This is a genomic window from Niveispirillum lacus, from assembly GCF_002251795.1.
In the GTDB taxonomy this organism is placed as follows: Bacteria; Pseudomonadota; Alphaproteobacteria; order Azospirillales; family Azospirillaceae; genus Niveispirillum; species Niveispirillum lacus.
Genome location: NZ_NOXU01000027.1, coordinates 156002 through 172620, shown reverse-complemented (window position 1 = coordinate 172620; position 16619 = coordinate 156002). Strand labels below are relative to the sequence as shown.

Here is a 16619-nt window from a genome sequence, read left to right as displayed (position 1 = left end):
GGGCTACCCTCAACTTCGTTGATTTCGTCGTTCACCGCCATTATCGGCGGGGTTTTTGCTGCAAATGGACGAATTGTTACCCGGATTGTGGAAGGTTCTGAATTTTCCAGTCGAATTCCGGGGATGACGGTGGAGATTATTGCGGCCCGCCCAGCAGCATCTGGATTTCCGCCAAGGCCGCATCAACATCCACCATGGCCCCAGCGGGTGGCAGGGGGCGGGCGAGGCGGGATGCGGCCGCATCGGGCAGGGGCTGCACGGAAGCAGCGATGGGGGTCCATTCATCGACGTCGCCATGGCTCGACAGGACGATATCCACCCCCGCCGCCTGCACAGCGGCGGCGCGTTCGGCCAAGGTTCCACCCAGGCTTTCCATATAGATGCAGTCGGAGATCAGAACGCCGTCAAAGCCGATCCGGTCACGGATCAACTTCTCGATAGCGTCTTTGGAAATGGTGGCCGGGTTCTGTGCATCGACGCCCGTATAGACAACATGCGCGACCATGGCCCAGGGTGCCGTGCGATTCAGGCGGGCAAACGGTAGAAAATCGGTGCGGTCCAGTTCGCCCAGGTCGGTATCGACAAAGGGCCGGTCCTTGTGACTGTCGACCAAAGCCCGGCCATGGCCGGGAATATGCTTGATAATCGGCGTGACGCCGACCGACGCCATGCCATCCATGAAGGCGCGGGCCAGCACGGTCACCACCTCTGGATCGCTGCCAAAAGCGCGTTCACCAATGACGGGATCGGCCCCGGCCACCGGCACATCGGCCAGCGGCGCACAATCGACACTCACCCCGTGCTGGCGCAGCAGGCTGCCGATGGCAGCCCCGTTCAGGCGGGTGGCGCGCAGGCCCGCCAGGGCATCCTGGGCATAGAGCCGGCCGAAGGCGGCAGGGGCAGGAAAGGCGGGCCAGACAGGCGGTTCCATGCGCTGATGCTCGCCGCCTTCAAAATCAATAAGGATGGGGGCGTCGTCGCGGCCCACAGCGGTACGGAAATCATCGCACAGGCGCCGCACCTGATCCGGGCTTTCGCAATTCCGCTTAAACAGGATCAGGCCCAGCGGGTTGGCGTCGCGGAAAAAGGCCTTCTGGTCGGCGCTCAGCACCGGATCGGGGGCGCCAAAAATGACGGCCAGAGGCCGCGACGGGGCGGGGGAAGCCATGATGCCTGCCTTGCGGTAATGTCCGGGGAAGGGTCCTGGTCGCGACTGTTGCGCGAAAATCCCAGGCCCCGCGCAAAGCCTTGATCCGGGCCGCCGATCCGATCAAGCCCTCCTTGCCGGATCAACGAAATTGACGGTATGGTGGCGGGCATGTGCGGGGGATGGCGTTGTATGTCCCTGGTGAACACACCGAAACCATAGAACAGCACAGGGCGCGGCTAAAAAGCCAGGGGGCGTGCAAGGTGGGATTTTCCAGACCCGTTGTAAAGGCGGCCCTTAAACTTGGCGGACCCCTTGTGGCTGTGCTGGTGGCCGCGCTGTTCTTTATGTTCCTCGCCGTCGATGAAAAGGTCGATAGCCAGATCGACAATGCCAATCGTGCTGTCGACCGCGAATTGACGGCACTGGTTCAGAATGCCCGTAGCCAAAGTTCGGCCTTCGCCTCGACCAGCTTCATCGGTTATTCGGTGGGTCGCTATTATGGCTTCGCGTCGGCCTTTCAACAGATATCGCCGGATCCGGAGCGGGCGGCCGCGTTGCTGCGGGCCACCTACCCGCCGGGCGACGCGCCAGCGACCGAGATTCCGGCTGCCCTGACAGCCTATGCTGCCGTCCATGACCGGTTCCACGCCAGTTTCCGAGACCTTCTGGCCTCGACCGTTTTTGACGATCTGTATCTGATCGACCGGTTCGGCCGTGTTGTTTATTCCTTACGCAAGGATGCGGCCTTTGGCGCCGATCTGGCGGCCGCCCGGCAACGGGACTCGGCCCTGGGGACCCTGTTCCGGGAGGTGATGGGACGGTTGCCCCAGGCACAGGCACCCGAACAGGTGATGGTCCTGACCCAGCCCCTGCCGCTGGATCAGTCACATGGCATGCTGCTGGGCCGACCCGTGGTGCGACATGGCACCGTAGAAGGGGTTGTGGTGTTCCGCATGCCCGTCGCCAAAGTGCAGGAACGGTTGGCTCGCCTGGCCCAGGACGGAATCGGATTTGCCCTTCTGGACGGGGCCGGCAACATGGTGGCCAGCGCCCCCGCGGCCGAGCCGTTGCAGAGCTGGTCACGGCAGGGCGAACGGGTACTGGAGGAGGGGGGCTGGCGTTATGTCGTGCTGTCGGATGGTGATGCGCTGGCGGGTGGCCTACATTATATAAGGTGGCTGTTGCTGCTGGCCGGGGTCGCGGCCGTTACCCTGTTCCTGCGGGCGTTGCGTGAGCCGACGGTGGTGGCACCGGTGGGCTTCGTGCCGGTGGGCCCATCGGCGCCTTTGGATGTGGCGCCGCCGGTAAACATGCCCATTGTGCCACCGGAACGCACAGAAGCGCCCCCACCCCCGGTGTCCACCGCCATAGCCGAGGAACCGGACCATCCCGAACAGACGGAGGAAGGGGAGCACGCCGCGGCCCTGGATGCGGATGAGGGCTATCGGCGCTGTCTTGTCGATGTCATGACCCTGGCGCTGGACTACTGGCAGAAGGCCAAACGCAAGGGGAAGATCGAACTGGCCGAAGAAAGTGGGCTGTGGCGGGTCTATATGGACCGGTCATCGCTGCAGACGCGCACGCTGGACAAATATCTGCTGGTCGAGACGCTACCCCGCAACCCGCGTTGGCGGGACGTGGTGCGGACCGCAGAATATGTCCTGCGCCATTGCGGGGAACCGCCGGCCGAACGAGAAGCGCTTTCGGTAGCGCTGGGCCGGCTGAAACAGCATTTGCGTCAGGCCGAACGGGTATGACACGCCCCTGACCTTACACACCGTCCCCCCTCTTGCGTGGTTGCTGGCACCGTCCTTTTGGTATTGCCGGGCCGCGACTCCAGTAGAGATTATGTAATGTTACAGTTTAAACCTGAAATCGGAAACAAAATTCCGTCTTTTTCCGTCATTTTCGGCGTTCTGCCGGAACCGACCTTTCGGAAATCCTGCATTCAGCTTTCCTGAGGCCCACCAGCCGGGAGCAACCCGACACGTTCGGGAACCCCGCAACGGAAATCGTGCCAGCGACAGCGCCAAGGCACGGGGAACAGGGCTTACGAGGAGGCACAGGTCATGCAGTTCAAGAAAATGCTCATGCGTGGGACCGCCAGCGCGATGGCCATAATGGCGATCGCTGCGACGGCGCAGGCGCAGAGCGCTCCGGCAGCGGACGGCACACTGGAAGAAATCGTCGTTACCGGCATCCGCGCCAGCCTGGTACAGTCCATCAACACCAAGCGTAACGCCGACGCCATCGTCGACGCCATCTCAGCCGAAGATATTGGCAAGTTCCCGGACAAGAATGTCGCTGAATCACTGTCCCACCTGCCGGGTGTGCAGGTCGACCGTGATTTCGGTGAAGGCGAGCGTGTGGCCATCCGTGGCACCGACCCGGCGCTGAACCGCACGCTGCTGAACGGCCAGACGGTTGCGTCGACCGACTGGTTCATCCTGGATGCGCCGGGCCGCACCTTCAACTATTCCATGCTGGCGCCGGAAGTGGTCGGCCAGTTGGAAGTCTACAAGTCCCCGGAAGCCCGGATCGACGAAGGCTCTATCGGCGGCACAGTGATCCTGCATACCCGCCGTCCGTTGGACCTGGACCCGCTGACGCTGAACGCGTCTGTCGAATATGCCTATAATGACCGGTCGGACGATGGCGCCCCCAATGCATCGGGCCTGATCTCCTGGGCCAATGAGGCGTCGACCTTTGGTGTCCTGGCGTCGGTGACGCATCAGGTGCAGGATATCCGCCGCGACGGGTTTGAGAGCCTGGGCTATCCCACGGTGACGCTGCCGAATGGCACAAAGGCGATCATGCCCAACGTGATCAACGCCGCTCTGTTCCAGCAGAAGCGTGAGCGCACCGGCGGCACGCTTGCCATCCAGGCCAAGCCCAGTGACAATCTGGAGATCAACGCCACCGGCCTGTATGTCAAAGGCACCTACGACAACCTCAATCAGAGCCGGTACTACTTCAACAACTTCCGCGGCGCTCCCAACAATGCCGTTGTGCGCAACGGCGTGGTTGTTGGTGGCTCCTACACCAATGCCGGCACGCCGACGGCCGGCCTGATGCTGCTGGACGCCATCGCGCGTGAAAGCACCATCGAAACCTATGCCACCGACCTGAAGGCTGATTACACGGGCGACGGTTTCAAGGCCAGCGTCCAGGGCGGCTATACCAAGTCCACCGGCGGCACCAAGCAGCAATATTTCGGCGAGTTTGAACAGCTCACCGGCTACAGCTTCGATATCTCGGGCACCAATGGTCTGGCCTCGGTCACGCCGCAGATTGCCTCGACCAGCAATGCCGGCACGACCCTGGGCTTTGCCCAATTGCGCCAGCAGCCGACGGCTGACGAGGAGACCTACGCCCAGGCGGATTTCACCCGCGATGTGGAATGGGGCCTGCTGAATGCCGTGAAGTTCGGCATCAAGTACCGCACCCATGAAACCAGCCAGGATGCCAAGTTGCGCCGTGTCAACGGTGCGGCCACGCCGGTGGATGGCTTTGTGGGCGGCACGACCCCGTCCGGTTACATGAGTGGCATTGATGTGAATGCCGCGATGAAGAACTGGAACACGATCAGCGCCGACAAGCTGAAGACCTGGTTCCTGGGACGTCCGGCCTCCGGCTATGTCGATGCCGCCTATTTCGACTTTCTGCCAGCGCAGTTCTCGGTCTCTGAAGACATCTGGTCTGGCTACACCCAGTTGGGTTTTGAGACCGAAGGTTTCCGTGGCAATGTCGGCGTGCGCTATGTCCATACCGATCAGACCTCGGAAGGCCGCCGCGACCGTTTGGGTGGCCAGTTCGGCCCGCCCATCGTTCCGGCCTCGCAGATCCAGCCCATCAAGCTGGATAAGTCCTACGATGACTTCCTGCCCAGCATTAACCTGACCTTCGATCTGGACCCCAAGACAGTCCTGCGTCTGTCCGGTTCGCGCGTCATGGCGCGCGCCAACTATGCTGACCTGTCGACCTTCCTGGAAACCAACAACACCCTGCGCACCGCCAATGGTGGCAACCCGAACCTGGACCCGTACCGCGCCAACAATTTCGACGCCTCGTTCGAATATTATCTCGACAAGGTGTCGTTGGTCTCGGCCACGCTGTTCTACAAGGATATCGGGTCCTACATCTATCGGGCGACCAGCACAGAAATGCTGATCAATACCGATACCAACCCGCTGACCAACCCCGGCGGTACCACGGTTCCGCAAGCCTTTGAAGTCAGCCGTCCGCGCAATGGCGGCTCGGCCGAGATCAAGGGCCTGGAACTGGCCTATCGCGGCGACATTTACGAGAATTTCGGTATCGAAGCCTCGTACACCTTCGCCGACAGCGAGACGGCCGATGCCTCCGTGGCCCTGCCGTTCAGCTCCAAACATTCCTTCTCGCTGACGCCTTATTACGAAGACGAGTTGTTCAGCGCGCGGGTCACCTACTCCTACCGTTCCAAGTATTTCCGCGAGGTCAACCGCGCGACCTCGGTGATCAATGACAGCTATAACCAGTTGGATGCGTCGCTGACCGTCAATGTCACCGAACAGGTGGCCCTGACGGCCCAGGCCCAAAACCTGCTGGACGAAACGCAGTATCAGTATGTCGGCAACCGGGATGTCCCGTTTGCCGCTTATAAGAACGGCCGCCGCTTCTTCGGTGGTGTGCGCTTCTCGTACTAAGTTTGTGTGCGTATCGGGGGCCTCACGGTTTCGAGGCCCCCTTGGTTCCTCTCTCCTTCATGAGGCATCTCCCGACCTGCCCGGCCACCCGCAAGGATGGCCGGGATTTTGTCATTGGGCCGGATAAGGCCGGGCTGCTCCCTTAGTGCGACCCGCCCTCCAGATAGGCCGCCCGCACCTCTGGATTGGCCAATAGCTCCGCCCCGCCGCCTTCCAGCACCACCTGCCCCTGGGCCAGCACATAGGCGCGGTGGGCCAGTTTCAGGGCGTGGTAGGCATTCTGTTCGACCAGCAGGATGGTCATGCCACGCGTCTTGTTCAGGTCGGCGATGACCTCAAAAATCAGGCGGATAATCAGCGGGGCCAGACCCAGCGATGGCTCATCCAGCAGCAGGAGGCGTGGCCGGCTCATCAAGGCGCGGGAGATGGCCAGCATCTGCTGTTCCCCGCCCGACAGGGTGCCCGCCCGCTGATCCCGGCGCTTGGCCAGGATGGGGAACAGGTCCAGACAATAGGCGGCATCTTCATCGAAATGCGCCGGATTGCCCAGGGTGGCGCCCAGTTGCAGGTTCTCGAACACCGTCATGCGCGGGAAAATGCGCCGCCCTTCCGGCACCTGGGCGATGCCCAGTTTGGCCGTCTCGTGCGGGGGAAGGTCGTTAATGACCTTGCCATCGAACAGGATGGTGCCGGAGGCGGGTTTGGGCTGGCCACAGATGGTCATCAGCAGGGTGGATTTGCCGGCCCCATTGGCGCCGATCAGGGTGACGATCTCCCCCTGATTGACATGGATATCGACGCCACGCAGCGCCTCGATGGGGCCGTAGTTTGTACGAACCCCCGTCAGTTGCAGCAGGCTCATGCCCGGCCTCCTTCCTGTCCGGCCACATCCTCGGCGACGATGGCGGGCAGTTCCTCTTCATCCGGCTCGCCCAGATAGGCCTTGATCACGCGCTCATCGCTGCGGATCTGCTCCGGTGTGCCTTCGGCGATCTTACGGCCATATTCGACCACATGGATGCGGTCGGAAATGCCCATGACCAGCCCCATATCATGTTCGATGAGCAGGATACCGATGCCGAACTGTTCGCGAATGCCCTGGAGAAGTTCTCCCAGCACGCCGGTCTCCTTGGGGTTTAGGCCGGCGGCGGGTTCGTCCAGGCAGAGCAGGAGCGGGTTGGTATTCATGGCACGGGCAATTTCCACCCGGCGCTGCACGCCATAGGACAGGTTGCCCGCCTCCTCATCGGCCACCGACGTCAGGTCAAGGCGTTCGATCCAGAAACGCGCGCGGTCGATGGCTTCCTTCTCCGCCGTGCGCCAGCCTTTCAGGCCGATCAGGCCGGCCACACCGAACGCCGCCTTCTTCATCAGCCCGACATGCTGGGCCACCAGCAGGTTTTCCAGCACGGTCATGCGCGGGAACAGGCGGATATTCTGAAAGGTGCGGACCACGCCGTGGCGCGACACCTGATATCCGGGCAGGGTTTGCAGCGACACCGGCAGCTGGCCCGGCCGGTTCAGGGTCAGTTCACCCGATGTTGGCTTATAAAAGCCGGTCAGACAGTTGAAGATCGTGGTCTTGCCGGCCCCGTTGGGGCCGATCAGGGCCGTGATCCTGTTGGTTTCAGCCGTCAGATTGACACCATCGACGGCGACCAGACCGCCGAACCGCATGGTCAGGCCCGTGACGGACAGCAAAGGCGCGTTCATGCCGCCTCTCCCTTGATGCTGGACAGGCGGATGGTGGGGATACGCTGCGACAGCAGCCCGCCCGGCCGCCAGACCATGATGGCAATCATGGCAATGCCAAACACAATCATGCGGAAATCGGCGAATTCACGGCCCACCTCCGGCAACAGCACGATGAACAGCGCCGCGATCACCACCCCGATCTGGCTGCCCAACCCGCCCAACACCACGATGGCCAGGATCAAGGCGCTTTCCATGAAGGTGAAGCTTTCCGGCGACACGAAACCCTGACGCGCGGCGAAGAAACAGCCAGCAAAGCCGCCCAGCATGCCGCCCACCGCATAGGCCGAGACCTTGGAGGCCACCGGATTGATGCCCAGCGACCGACAGGCGATCTCATCCTCGCGCAGTGCCTCCCAGGCGCGGCCGATGGGCAGGGCCCGCAGGCGTTTGATCACCCAGGCGGCAGCCAGCACCAGGGACAGGGCGATCAGGTACAAAAACATCAGCCGGTGTTCGGTGGCAAAGCTGATGCCCGTGACCTCATGGAAACTGGTCAGACCCTCGGGCGGACGCCGATCGAAGGACAGGCCGAACAGCGAGGGGCGGGGAATGCCGCTGATGCCGGCCGGACCACCGGTGAAACTCTGCCAGTTCAGGATGATGATCCGGGTGATCTCACCAAAACCTAAGGTCACAATGGCCAGATAATCACCCCGCAGCCGCAAGATGGGCATCGACAGCAGGGCCCCGAACAGGGCCGCAATCAACCCCGAGAGGGGGAGGCAGACCCAGAAGCCCCAGCCCAGGGTGGTGGACAGAATGGCGAAGCTGTAGGCGCCGATGGCGTAGAAGGCCACGAAACCCAGGTCCAGCAGACCGGCCAGCCCGACCGTCACGTTCAAACCCATGCCCAACAGCACAAAGATCAGCACCGTGGTGCCCACATCCATGATGTAGCGGTCGGAGAAAGGCATGAAGGGCAGGGTGATGGCAAAAAGGGTGATGCCAATGGCAAACCCCTTGGACAATTTGGCCGTCAGGGCATCGTCCCGCTTGGGTTTGGTTCCCGCAGCCCGGTTGGGCCTACCCGCCCGTCTTGCTGACAGCACATCGCGCAGCAGCGCCACGGCAAGGCTGCCGACCAGCACCATGACGCCGGACCACACGACCCAGGACCAGCGGGTTTGCACCACCAGACCCTGGTCGGTGGATACGGTATAGAGGCCGATGAAGGGAACGGCGAGCACCATGGCGATCAGACCGCCAATGATGCTGCCTTTGAGATGGTGCTGGATCGTGATGGCCATGCTCACACCTTCTCGATATCGGGGCGCCCCATCAGACCTGTGGGCCGGAAGACCAGCACCAGGATCAGCACGGAGAAGGACGCGACATCCTTATAGGCACCAGACACATAGCCGGTGAAAAACGCTTCGATCAGACCGATCAGCAACCCGCCCAGCATGGCGCCTGGCAGCGAACCGATACCGCCCAGCACAGCCGCGGTGAAGGCCTTCATGCCGGCCAGGAAGCCGATGTAGAAGTCGATCACCCCGTAATACATGGTGACCAGCACACCGGCGACGGCGGCCAATGCTGCGCCCATCACAAAGGTCAGGCTGATGGTGCGATCGACATTGATGCCCAGCAGGCCCGCCATGGTGCGGTCCTGTTCGCAGGCCCGTTGCGCCCGACCCAGCGCGGTGCGGTTGATCAACTGCGTGAAGCCGACCATCAGGGCCACGGTCAGCAGGATGATGAACAGTTGGATGTAGGAGACATTGACGGCAAACCCGTCGCCCTGCCATAGCGTCACGCCACCATTCATGACCGGTGCCAAAGGCTTGGGCCGCGCACCCTGCGTCTGCATAACGTAGTTTTGCAACAGGATCGACATGCCGATAGCGCTGATCAGCGGGGCCAGTTTCGGCGCCCCGCGCAGCGGCCGGTAGGCCACCCGCTCCACTGTCCAGCCATAAGCGGCGGTGAAGGCGATGGCCATCACCAGGACCAGCAGCAATGCCAGCGGCACCGATGTCACCCCGGCGGCCGCCAGGATGGAAAAGGTGGTAACCGCCACAAAGGCGCCGATCATGTAAATCTCGCCATGGGCGAAATTGATCATGCGGATGATGCCGTACACCATCGTGTATCCGATGGCGATCAACCCATAAATGGCCCCCAAGGCCAGGCCATTGATGAGATATTGGAGAAACGTCCCCAGTGCTGACGCGTCCATGTGCCCCCGTCCGTATTGGCCGGTCACCCCATTCTCTGTGGCAGGGTTTGCACCGGCGAAGGTGCGCCACCGTACCGGATGGGGGCAGGGGGCAGCAAGGGTGCTTGGCGGGATTTGTGGTGATCGGAGAGGGCTGTTACGGGGCTGCCCCGCCCTCATGTACGCGCAGATGCAGCAATGCCAGATCCAAAAGCGGCGTCGCCACACCATGAACCTGCGCGCGGGCGGCGAGATGGCCCAGGATATGTTCGGCCTCTGTCCGGCCACCCCTGGCCACGTCACGCGCCATGGAGGCATTCACCGTGCTGGCGGCGTCGATGATCTGTGCGCCATATTCCGCCAGCAACGCCGGGCGGGGCGGAAAGCCTTCAGCGGCGGCCACGGCCGCGCATTCGGCCAGCAATGCCTTCATGAAATCCGTTCCCCCCGGCTGCCGGTTGATGGCACCAACCGTACCACGCATCAGACAGGTGGAGCCGGCCAGGGTGGCCAGGAAGAAGTATTTCTCCCAAAGATCCTGGGTAATATTGCCGGAGCGATGCCAATCCACACAGGTCGGGCGAAAGGCATCGGCCAGGGCGGTGACCGCTGGTTGCTGAGCCTCGTGCCGGGCCCCAAACACCAGCTTGTGGATTGTCGACAGGTGCCGGACCACGCCTTGGTCATCCAGCGTGATGGGAATATGACAAAGACCGCCCAGTACCCGCGCCTGACCGAACGCGGCGTCCAGTGCTGCCAGATGCTGGATACCGTTAAGCAAGGGCATCAGGAAACTGTCAGGTCCCATGGCTGGCAGGACGCTATCAATGGCACTATCCAGGTCCCAGGCTTTGCAGGTCAGGATGACAAGGTCATAGGGCTTGCGGGCTTTGGTCACCGTTTGGGCCGGGACACGGATGTTGCCGTGCGGGCTTTCTACCCGCAGCCAGTTTTCCATCAACTGTGCCTGACGCCGGGGCCGCACCAGAAACGTGACATTGGCACCGGCCTCCATCAGTCGCCCGCCGAAATAGCCGCCGACGCCGCCGGCGCCCAGAATCAAGATACGCATGTGGGTCCTCTTGCCTGTCCTGTTTCCCGGATAACACTGCAACCGGCATCGATTCGATGACAAATCCAACGGAACCACCGGTGGAAACGAGAGGGTCAGCGGCATTGGGCCGGGCCGAATATTGCCGCTTTTCCAGTCCGATCCGACCTATACGGAAGTTCTGAACTCTTTCAAGCTAAAGGGATTGTCATATCCAAACGTATGAAGGCAGACTATCCTTCAGAAAATATCGGCAGGAGCGGCGATCATGGGCGCCCCTGTGATGGTGGGTTATCCAAAGCAAGGGCGGACGGGGCCCGGCAGCGGATATGGTGCGCAAGGTGTGGATGAAAGCGACGTTACCGCCTGAACAGGCCGAGACGGACATCCTGCCAGTGAGCGGGGACACGGAGACGTCGGCGGTAGCGCGCGTGCTGCTGCGTAAACGCTTGTCCTTCAAACAGGCGCGTAATACCGCGCTGGTCACGCTGGCGCTGGGTCTTGTGCTGTCGACAGCCCAGATCACGATTGACCTTCTGGACATGGAACGGCAGTCGGACCAACTGGTGCGCCAGGTCCTGTCGATCATGCGCGAAGCCGCGGCGGAAAGCGCCTATTCCTTCGACCAGGCATTGGCCGACCGCGTGGTGACCGGTCTTTTTGAATATAAACCCATCTACCGTGCCGTCATTCTGGAAGATTTCGGCAACCAACTGGCCGCCCGCGAACGTCCCCAGGCAGAGGGGCAACTGAAATGGCTGGCAGAGATGCTGCTGCCGGTGGAGAAGACCTACTCCATCCCGCTGGTGATTGAACGTCACAACCAGAATGTCGGTGAACTGCGTGTTTCCATCGACCGGTTTCTGATTGCACAGGAATTTTTCCGGCGGTCGGGTGTGGTGTTGTCCACGGGTATCATCTGGACAGTGGCGCTGGCCCTGATCCTGGTGGTGATGTTCTATTCCACCCTGACCAAGCCGTTCCTGCGCATGTCGTCGGCCATTGCGGAGATCAATCCGCTGCGCCCGGCTGACAAGTTGCTGTCGGTGCCCATGCGCCATGAAGATGACGAACTGGGCTTGTTGGCCAAGACCATCAACGAGGTGCTGGTGCAGTTCGACCATTCGCTGGTCGAGCGGGTGCGCGCTGAACAGGCCCTGCGTGAACGTGAGACACGCCTGTCCGGCATCATGGACAATGTGGCCGATGGCATCATCACCCTGGATGAAGACCTGCGCATCGAAACCATGAACAGTGCGGCGGAAGCGCTGTTCGGCTATGCCAATGGCGAGGCGGTCGGCCAGCCCTTCGTGACCCTGATCGAAGAACGCGACTGGACACGGGTCGCGGTGGCGCTGATGGCCTGTTTGCGTCGGGCCGAAGAAGAGCAGCGCCCCGATAATCGCGCCGAAATCCAGGGCCGTCGCCGACAGGGCGAAGTGTTCGCCATGGCCTTCGGTGTCAGTCAGATGCGCCTGGGCGACCGCCGCACCGCCATCTGCGTGGTGCAGGACATCACCCAGCGCAAACGTGCCGAACAGGCCCTGCGGGAGAGTGAGGAACGGTTGAAACTGGCCGTGCGCGCCACGCGGTCGGGCGTGTTCGACAATTCCTACACCAAGAGCACCTACTGGTGGTCGCCTGAATTTATCGAGATGCTGGGCTATGACGCGGTCGACGCGATGTATGCCAACAAGCTGTTCGACGGGTTGCTGCATCCCGACGACAAGGACATGGCGCAGAACCAGATCGAGCGCTACCTGAATGGTGAGGTCGGTGATTACCTGTCGCTCTACCGCCTGCGCCATCGCGACGGGTCCTGGGTCTGGATCGAAGCCAGAGGGCAGGCCATCCGGGACGAGACTGGCCGACCGCTGCGCTTTACCGGCACCATGACCGACGTGTCGGACCGCAAGCGGTTTGAAGAACAGTTAATGTATGTCAGCACCCATGATCCGCTGACCGGCCTGCCCAACCGTACCCTCGTCCAGGATCGGTTGCAGCATGCGCTGGCCCATGCCGGGCGTAAGGATACGACCGTCGCTGTGCTGTTGCTGGATGTTGACCGGTTCAAGCTGGTCAATGACAGCCTGGGCCATCAGGCCGGCGACAAGCTGTTGCGCGCCCTTGCCCAACGGCTGGGAAGCTGTGTGCGCGCCGCAGATACGGTGGGCCGGTTGGGCGCCGATGAGTTCCTGATCGTCGCAGAGGATCTGCCTGATCCGCAGATGGCGGCCTGTGTGGCGGAAACCATCCTGGTCAGCCTGTCCCGGCCTTTCGGCATCGATGGGCAGCAACTGTTCGTGACGACGTCAATCGGCATCTCGCTGTTTCCCGGCGACGGCGCGGACTTCCATGCCCTGATGCGCGACGCCGATACGGCAATGCACAATGCCAAGGCGTCGGGCGGTAATGGGTATCGCTTCTTCACGCCGGAAATGAACGAAGCGGCGGTGGCCCGTCTGTCGTTGGAACATTCGCTGCGTGAAGCGCTGGAGCAGGGGCAGTTCTTCCTGCATTACCAGCCCAAGATCGCCATGGCCGACATGCAGGCCGTGGGTGTTGAAGCGTTGATCCGCTGGCAGCATCCGGAGATCGGCATGATCCCGCCCGGCAAGTTCATTCCGGTAGCGGAAGAAACTGGCCTGATCGTTCCGCTCGGCGAATGGGTCATGCGCGCCGCCCTGGCCCAGATCCAGGATTGGCGCAGCCGCGGGTTTGCCCCGATCCCGGTGGCGGTCAATGTTTCCGTCCGGCAGATTGCCACCCCAATGTTTGGGGAGCGTGTTTTCGCGTTGTGCCAGGAATATGGGGTGCCGCCCGAACTGCTGGAGATTGAGATCACCGAAACGGCGATGATGTCCAACCTCGCCTATATCGCCGACACGCTGAACGAAATCCGTGGTCGCGGTATCCGAATCGCCATCGATGATTTCGGAACCGGTTATTCCTCGCTCTCCTATCTGCGCCGTCTGCCCATCACCACCCTGAAGGTTGACCGTTCATTTGTGAACGAGGCGCCGACCAATGCCGATACCGGCGCCATTGCCGCCACCATTATCGCCATGGGCCGTCAGTTGGGCCTGAAAGTGGTGGCCGAAGGGATCGAGACGGAAGAGCAGTTGGAATTCCTGCGTCAGCATCATTGCGATGAGCTTCAGGGCTACTTCTTCTCCCGGCCGCTGCCCCCCGGCGATCTCGAAGCCCGATTCCTGCAACCCACTGGTGTGCTGGAAGTTGCAGGTTGACGTAAACGTCACAAGGGTTTGAGAGGCATTTTCGTCATTCGCAAGTGCAAAATTTCCCGTAACGCGGGAGCGGTGCCCAATAAACGGGCGTTTGACCGGACTGCCGCAAATCCGTTCAAGCCATTGGAAACTGGACAAAAAATGTGTCTTTTTTGCCAATCCGGGCATCAAACGATCCCGTTGGAGACATAACACGCATAGAAGCCTTGACGTCCCCACATGGCGGCCTTAAGGACAAGGTTACGCGAAATTCCCCCGGCTCCAGAATGGGGTCGGCCACCGGCCCACAACCGGGGAATGATAAGAATGGGATGCGAGGAGGAAACGCATGGCACACAAATTGACGCCACGGTTGCGCACGGATCGCCGGGTACTGGCCGGGGTCAGTGCCGCAGCCATCCTGGCCCCGATGCTGGCGGTGGGCAGCGCCCAGGCTGTCAGCTTCAACCGCGGTGAGTTAAGCGGCAGCTTCGATACGACCCTGACCATGGGCGCGTTGTTCCGCGTTCAGGGTCGTGATCCGAATCTGATCGGCGTCGCCAATGGCGGCCGCGCCCATTCGATCAATGGCGACAATGGCAATCTGAATTATGACAAAGGCCTGGTGTCGCTCGCCGGTCGTGCCACGCACGAACTGAAGCTGAGCTACGGTAATCTGGGTGCCTTTGTCCGCGGCACCTATTTTTACGATATGGTGAACGCCAAGAAATCCTCGACCAATGGCGCGCGCACCAACCGTTTTGCGTTCAATTCCGACACGGTGGAACGGATCGGCCGCGATTTCGACCTGTTGGATGCGTTTGTCTATGGCGACTTCGCTGTTGGCGAAACCTCCAACCTTTCGGTCCGTCTGGGCAAGCAGGTGCTGAGCTGGGGTGAGAGCACCTTCATTCAGAACGGCATCAACTCCATCAACCCGCTGGATGTGTCCGCCCTGCGCGTGCCCGGTTCGGAGTTGAAGGAAGGTTTCCTGCCGGTGCCGATCGCCGACATCAACTTCTCCTTCAATGAAAATATCTCGTTGGAGGCCTTCTATCAGTTCAAGTGGGACAATACCGAGCCGGAAGCGGCGGGTTCCTTCTTCTCCACCAATGATGCGGCATCGCCCGGTGGTGAGCGGCTGTTTATCGGTTTCGGCAACTATCTGTTCACCGATAGCCCCAACCAGGGTGCTGTTGCCGGCGGTAATGTCTTCCCCGTTGACCGTTACCCCAACCCATTGCTGAACGGGTTCCGGGGTGTGCAGTCGCTGACCCCGTTTGGCACCGTGGTGCCCCGTTCCAAGGACGATACGCCCAGCGATAGCGGGCAGTATGGTCTGGCCCTGCGCATCTTCGCGGAAGAGCTGAACGATACCGAATTCGGGCTGTACTACACGAACCTGCATTCGCGCACGCCCGTGCTCAGCTCCATCGTCGGCAGCTTGTCGCAGTTCCAGGCAAGCTCGTCGACCTTCACCCAGAACTCGTCCTACCGGGCTGAATATCCTGAAGATATTCAGTTGTTCGGGGCCAGCTTCAACACCACCATCCCGTTCGGCATTTCGCTTCAGGGCGAAATCAGCTTCCGCAAGGACCAGCCGCTGCAGCTTGACGACGTTGAACTGTTGCAGGCGACGCTGGCCGCCCCGTCCATCCTGGGCTCCATTGCCCAGGGACAGGCCGCCGGTGCCGCCGCAGGCCGGGCCCAGGGCAGCGCTACCTTCAACAGCGCCGTGGCTGCCGCCATCGCCGGTAATCCGGCGCTGCGTCCCTTCACGGGCCTGACGTTTGAACAGATCCAGGCGATCAACCCGACAGTGGCGGGTGCCATCAGCGCCGGTATCGCCTCTGCTGCCGGTTCGCCGGGTGGTACGCGTGCGGCGTTTGAAAATGCCGGCGCGGCGGCGGGTGCGACGACTGGTGCCAACCAGGCGGCCGTGGGTGCTGCTGCCCTGTTCAATACCAATCAGATCGTCCGTAAGATTGGCACGATCCAGGGCACGACGGCCGCGGCCGTCACCGCCGACCTGGCCAACCGTTACTTTGGCAAGCGCATTCAGGGCTGGGAAGAATTCGACGTCACCCAGGCTCAGATGACCGCCACTAAGGCGTTTGAGCGGGCCTTTGGGGCGGACCAGTGGGTGGTTGTCACCGAAGTTGGTGGCACCTGGATTTCCGATATGCCGGACAAGTCTGTGCTGCGCCTGGAAGGGCCGGGTACGGTCGTTGGCGGTAACCCGGTCTTTGTGGGCCGTGGCGGCATGGCCGATCTGGCCACCGACGGGTTCGCGGATGCCTTCTCCTGGGGTTACCGCGCCGCCATCCGCTTCGATTATCTGAACGCTCTGCCGGGTATCAATCTCTATCCTTCGATTTCCTGGCAGCATGACGTGAACGGCACCACGCCGACGCCGCTGGGCAACTTCGTGGAAGGCCGCAAGGCCGTCAGCCTGGGCCTGCGCGCCTTGGTGCGTGAGACCATCACGGTCGACCTTGCTTATTCCAACTTCTTCGGGGCCGGAAAGTTCAACCTGATCAACGATCGCGACTTCGTGTCGGCCAGCGTCAAATATTCGTTCTGATGCCGCGCC

The 16619-nt window shown here is 61.7% G+C and carries 10 protein-coding genes; 4 read left to right on the top strand and 6 right to left on the bottom strand.

Annotated elements, in window-relative coordinates; genetic code table 11:
* Positions 1-136: 136 nt before the first annotated feature.
* On the bottom strand, positions 137-1168 hold the full coding sequence (locus CHU95_RS09890) for a glycoside hydrolase family 3 N-terminal domain-containing protein (RefSeq protein WP_094456169.1): 1032 nt from the start codon (positions 1166-1168) through the stop codon (positions 137-139).
* Positions 1169-1464: 296 nt separating this feature from the next.
* Between CHU95_RS09890 and CHU95_RS23035 the strand changes: the two genes are divergently transcribed.
* Both CHU95_RS23035 and CHU95_RS09880 read left to right on the top strand, forming a co-directional pair.
* Positions 1465-2907 carry a cache domain-containing protein gene (locus CHU95_RS23035; RefSeq protein ID WP_094456168.1) on the top strand — a complete coding sequence of 481 codons (1443 nt, stop codon included), beginning with the start codon at positions 1465-1467 and terminating at the stop codon, positions 2905-2907.
* Between the two features lie 312 nt (positions 2908-3219).
* Positions 3220-5835 (top strand): TonB-dependent receptor, encoded by a 2616-nt coding sequence (locus CHU95_RS09880; protein ID WP_094456167.1) that lies wholly within the window; start codon positions 3220-3222, stop codon positions 5833-5835.
* Positions 5836-5977: 142 nt separating this feature from the next.
* On the opposite strand, the gene CHU95_RS09875 is transcribed toward CHU95_RS09880, so the two are convergent.
* The 5 genes from CHU95_RS09875 to CHU95_RS09855 form a co-directional block, all read right to left on the bottom strand.
* Complete coding sequence (locus CHU95_RS09875) at positions 5978-6691, bottom strand: ABC transporter ATP-binding protein (protein ID WP_207762442.1); 714 nt, start codon at positions 6689-6691, stop codon at positions 5978-5980.
* Between the two features lie 2 nt (positions 6692-6693).
* The gene (gene livG, locus CHU95_RS09870) at positions 6694-7548 is read right to left on the bottom strand and encodes a high-affinity branched-chain amino acid ABC transporter ATP-binding protein LivG (protein WP_094456165.1); all 855 of its coding nucleotides are present in this window, start codon (positions 7546-7548) and stop codon (positions 6694-6696) included.
* Complete coding sequence (gene livM, locus CHU95_RS09865) at positions 7545-8837, bottom strand: high-affinity branched-chain amino acid ABC transporter permease LivM (RefSeq protein ID WP_094456164.1); 1293 nt, start codon at positions 8835-8837, stop codon at positions 7545-7547. Before livM ends, livG begins: the two co-directional genes overlap by 4 nt.
* A gap of 2 nt (positions 8838-8839) precedes the next feature.
* Complete coding sequence (locus tag CHU95_RS09860) at positions 8840-9769, bottom strand: ABC transporter permease subunit (RefSeq protein WP_245838104.1); 930 nt, start codon at positions 9767-9769, stop codon at positions 8840-8842.
* Between the two features lie 136 nt (positions 9770-9905).
* Positions 9906-10820: a 2-dehydropantoate 2-reductase gene (locus tag CHU95_RS09855; protein WP_094456163.1), complete on the bottom strand. Its 915-nt coding sequence runs from the start codon at positions 10818-10820 to the stop codon at positions 9906-9908.
* Positions 10821-11146: 326 nt separating this feature from the next.
* On the opposite strand from CHU95_RS09855, the gene CHU95_RS09850 reads away from it, so the two are divergent.
* Both CHU95_RS09850 and CHU95_RS09845 read left to right on the top strand, forming a co-directional pair.
* Entirely contained in the window at positions 11147-14047 is a 2901-nt protein-coding gene (locus CHU95_RS09850) for an EAL domain-containing protein (RefSeq protein ID WP_245838101.1), read from the top strand.
* Between the two features lie 328 nt (positions 14048-14375).
* On the top strand, positions 14376-16610 hold the full coding sequence (locus CHU95_RS09845) for a DUF1302 domain-containing protein (RefSeq protein ID WP_094456161.1): 2235 nt from the start codon (positions 14376-14378) through the stop codon (positions 16608-16610).
* Positions 16611-16619: the final 9 nt, after the last annotated feature.

What these genes read in the sequence shown, in the direction of transcription:
- CHU95_RS09850 (WP_245838101.1), top strand. Translation starts at nt 11,147, where the DNA reads ATGAAAGCGACGTTACCGCCTGAACAGGCCGAGACGGACATCCTGCCA.
- livG (WP_094456165.1), bottom strand. Translation starts at nt 7,548, where the DNA reads ATGAACGCGCCTTTGCTGTCCGTCACGGGCCTGACCATGCGGTTCGGC.
- CHU95_RS09845 (WP_094456161.1), top strand. Translation starts at nt 14,376, where the DNA reads ATGGCACACAAATTGACGCCACGGTTGCGCACGGATCGCCGGGTACTG.
- CHU95_RS09855 (WP_094456163.1), bottom strand. Translation starts at nt 10,820, where the DNA reads ATGCGTATCTTGATTCTGGGCGCCGGCGGCGTCGGCGGCTATTTCGGC.
- CHU95_RS09890 (WP_094456169.1), bottom strand. Translation starts at nt 1,168, where the DNA reads ATGGCTTCCCCCGCCCCGTCGCGGCCTCTGGCCGTCATTTTTGGCGCC.
- livM (WP_094456164.1), bottom strand. Translation starts at nt 8,837, where the DNA reads ATGGCCATCACGATCCAGCACCATCTCAAAGGCAGCATCATTGGCGGT.
- CHU95_RS09880 (WP_094456167.1), top strand. Translation starts at nt 3,220, where the DNA reads ATGCAGTTCAAGAAAATGCTCATGCGTGGGACCGCCAGCGCGATGGCC.
- CHU95_RS09860 (WP_245838104.1), bottom strand. Translation starts at nt 9,769, where the DNA reads ATGGACGCGTCAGCACTGGGGACGTTTCTCCAATATCTCATCAATGGC.